The sequence below is a fragment of the Pseudomonas sp. S12(2018) genome (assembly GCF_024355235.1).
In the GTDB taxonomy this organism is placed as follows: domain Bacteria; phylum Pseudomonadota; class Gammaproteobacteria; order Pseudomonadales; family Pseudomonadaceae; genus Aquipseudomonas; species Aquipseudomonas palmensis.
Genome location: NZ_QLAD01000008.1, coordinates 279,235 through 282,335, shown reverse-complemented (window position 1 = coordinate 282,335; position 3,101 = coordinate 279,235). Strand labels below are relative to the sequence as shown.

4 protein-coding genes and 3 tRNA genes are annotated in these 3,101 nt (G+C 56.3%); all 7 read left to right on the top strand.

Features of this window, described 5'->3' with window-relative positions; translation table 11 throughout:
* Positions 1 to 136 precede the first annotated feature (136 nt).
* Positions 137 to 1,096, top strand: coding sequence for a bifunctional biotin--[acetyl-CoA-carboxylase] ligase/biotin operon repressor BirA (gene birA, locus DN388_RS20350; RefSeq protein WP_043861944.1), 960 nt, complete (start codon positions 137 to 139; stop codon positions 1,094 to 1,096).
* Positions 1,086 to 1,832: a pantothenate kinase gene (locus DN388_RS20345; protein ID WP_043861943.1), complete on the top strand. Its 747-nt coding sequence runs from the start codon at positions 1,086 to 1,088 to the stop codon at positions 1,830 to 1,832. The genes birA and DN388_RS20345 overlap by 11 nt, the downstream gene beginning before the upstream one ends.
* 7 nt (positions 1,833 to 1,839) lie before the next feature.
* Positions 1,840 to 2,262, top strand: a complete 423-nt coding sequence (locus DN388_RS20340; RefSeq protein WP_043861942.1) for a hypothetical protein — start codon at positions 1,840 to 1,842, stop codon at positions 2,260 to 2,262.
* Between the two features lie 143 nt (positions 2,263 to 2,405).
* Positions 2,406 to 2,490 (top strand) — tRNA-Tyr (locus tag DN388_RS20335).
* A 23-nt stretch (positions 2,491 to 2,513) separates the two neighbouring features.
* Positions 2,514 to 2,587 (top strand) — tRNA-Gly (locus DN388_RS20330).
* A gap of 26 nt (positions 2,588 to 2,613) precedes the next feature.
* Positions 2,614 to 2,689: transfer RNA gene (locus DN388_RS20325), tRNA-Thr, on the top strand.
* Between the two features lie 85 nt (positions 2,690 to 2,774).
* The coding region (locus DN388_RS20320) for a GTP-binding protein (RefSeq protein ID WP_255001938.1) at positions 2,775 to 3,101 on the top strand (327 nt) is incomplete at its 3' end.

Sequence of the window (3,101 nt, the reverse complement as noted above, 5' to 3'; positions counted from 1 at the left end):
GATAGGGGTTTTGTTTTTGTGGGCTGAAAAAGCTGCGATCACGCAGCTATTTCTCCGTAAGGACGCGTCCTACAACAGGTATGCAATCCTTCAGCGCATAGCTATCATGCGTGCCTCATTGTGAGTCGAGATTGGCATGCTGAAGTTGTTGAAACTCCTCAAGGATGGTCGATTCCATTCCGGCGAGGCCTTGGGTGCTGCCCTGGGCATCAGCCGCAGCGCCGTGTGGAAGCAATTGCAGCATCTCGAGGCTGAATTGAGTCTGCCGGTGTACAAGGTGCGAGGGCGGGGCTACAGATTGGCTGCGCCCTTGTCGCTGTTGGACGTCAGCGCCATCGAGAGTGCCGGTACAGGCCGGCTCTGGCCAATGCACATCCATGAAGAGATTGACTCGACAAATGCCGAAGCGTTGCGCGCGATCAGTGCCGGTCGCCAGGCACCCTTTCTGGTTCTGGCTGAGCATCAGAGCGCAGGGCGCGGTCGGCGTGGCAGAAACTGGTCAAGCCCCTTTGCGCAGAATCTCTATTACAGCCTAGTGCTGCGTATCGACGGTGGCATGCGGCAACTGGAAGGCCTGAGCCTTGTGGTGGGTTTGGCGGTCATGCGTACCCTTCAGTCCGTCGGAGTGAATGCTGCGGGCTTGAAGTGGCCAAATGATGTGCTGGCCAACGGTCGCAAGATCGCAGGTATTCTTCTTGAGCTTGTGGGGGATCCCGCTGATGTCTGTCATGTGGTGCTGGGTATTGGTGTGAACGTGAATATGCAGACCAACAGCGAGGTCGATCAGGCATGGACATCCGTCCGGCTCGAGACAGGGCAGCAGGTTGATCGCAACCAGCTGGTTGCGCTTCTCAATGAGAATCTGCAGGTTTACCTGGAGCGACATCGTCAGTCGGGTTTTACCGACTTGCAGGCGGAGTGGGAGCAAGGGCACCTGTGGCAGGGGTGTGCAGTATCGTTGATAGCCGGCGTCACCAGGGTCGACGGCGTTGTGCTCGGTATCGATCGTCAGGGCGCGCTGCGTCTTCAGGTCGAAGGTGTTGAGAAGAGCTTTAGTGGTGGTGAGCTCAGTTTGAGGTTGCGCGATGATTCTTGAGCTCGATTGCGGTAACAGTTTTATCAAGTGGCGGGTTATCCGCACCGACGCATCGGTTGTTGGCGGCGGCATCGTCGATACCAACCAGGCGCTGATCGAGGCTGTTGAGGCGCTTGCGGGCGATACCCCGGCCCGTTGCCGCCTGGTCAGTGTGCGTACAGAAGAAGAGACCGATCATCTTGGTGATGCCCTGGTGAAGGCGTTCGGGCTGTCGATAGTGCGCGCGCGCTCGGCAACTGCATTGGCCGGGGTTACCAATGGCTATGACGATTACGAGCGTCTTGGGCTCGATCGGTGGCTGGCTTTGCTCGGCGGGTACCATCTGGCCAGAAGGGCATGCGTGGTCATCGATCTGGGGACTGCTGTCACATCGGATTTCGTATCGGCGCAGGGGGAACACCTGGGAGGTTTCATCTGCCCTGGGATGCCATTGATGCGCAATCAATTGCGTACCCATACCCGGCGTATCCGCTATGACGACGAGTCCGCCGAGCGTGCATTGTCGAGTCTGCAGCCTGGGCGCTCTACCGTCGAGGCGGTAGAGCGCGGCTGTACGCTCATGCTGCATGGATTTGTGTTGACTCAGCTCGAGCAGGCGCGCTCATTGTGGGGTGAGGATTTTACCCTGTTCATTACCGGTGGCGACGCAGGCCTGTTGCACCAGGTGGTACCGCAAGCCCGAATCGTTCCCGACCTGGTGTTCGTAGGCCTGGCGATGGCCTGTCCGCTGGAGTGAGGTGTGTATGCGCTGGTTGTTTCTGTTATTGCTGGTCCTCAATGTCGTCTACTACGTCTGGCACCAGCAGGAGGCACCGTTGAGGGCGAAAGAGGTGACATCGCTGTCGCTCTACAAGGGAAGTCAGCAGGGTATTCGTCTACTCAGCGAGTCTCGCGAGGCGCCATCGCAGAAGGACGATGAGTGTCTCTACCTTGGGGCATTGGCTAGCCCCGAGCTACTGAATAGCCTTCGTCAGCGTCTGATCAGCCTGGATATCCGGGCGCGCAAGGTAGTGGGGAGGCTGCCCGACAGTCAGGGGTGGTGGCTGCAGATAGCGCCTGAAAGCCGTCGCTTGCTGGACGCAACGGTGCTCGCCGGACTTTCCCATGATTTCAAAGACTTAAAAGATAAAATAATGTTGTGCGAAGGCGTTGCAACTATCGAATAGTTTGCATAGAATGGCGCCCGCTCCACAGCGATGACCACTAGGTGGTAACGCAGTGAAGCAGTTGTCAAAGTAGCTAACCTCAAGATTTTAATGAGAAAAAGCTTGACAGCAGGACGGCAAGAGTAGAAAATGCCGGCCACATTGGAGGGGTTCCCGAGCGGCCAAAGGGATCAGACTGTAAATCTGACGTCTACGACTTCGAAGGTTCGAATCCTTCTCCCTCCACCAGTTTAGCGAGAGCTGCAAGCTCCGCGGGTATAGTTTAGTGGTAGAACCTCAGCCTTCCAAGCTGATGATGCGGGTTCGATTCCCGCTACCCGCTCCAGGTTTGCTGTTGTTGCACAGTGTTACGCTCTTGTAGCTCAGTTGGTAGAGCACACCCTTGGTAAGGGTGAGGTCAGCGGTTCAAATCCGCTCAAGAGCTCCATATGACAAGGCAGATATGAAAATATCTGCCTTTGTTTTAATGGTCGGTTTGATCTGCTTATTACTTCTACCGGGGGACAGTCTCGATGGCTAAGGAAAAGTTCGAACGTAACAAGCCGCATGTGAACGTCGGCACCATTGGTCACGTTGACCATGGTAAGACGACGTTGACCGCCGCGCTGACTCGCGTTTGCTCCGAGGTTTTCGGTTCTGCCAAGGTTGACTTCGACAAGATCGACAGCGCCCCGGAAGAAAAAGCACGTGGCATCACCATCAATACTGCGCACGTCGAGTATGACTCGAACATTCGTCACTATGCGCACGTTGACTGCCCGGGTCACGCCGACTATGTAAAAAACATGATTACCGGTGCTGCTCAGATGGATGGCGCTATCCTGGTTTGCTCGGCCGCT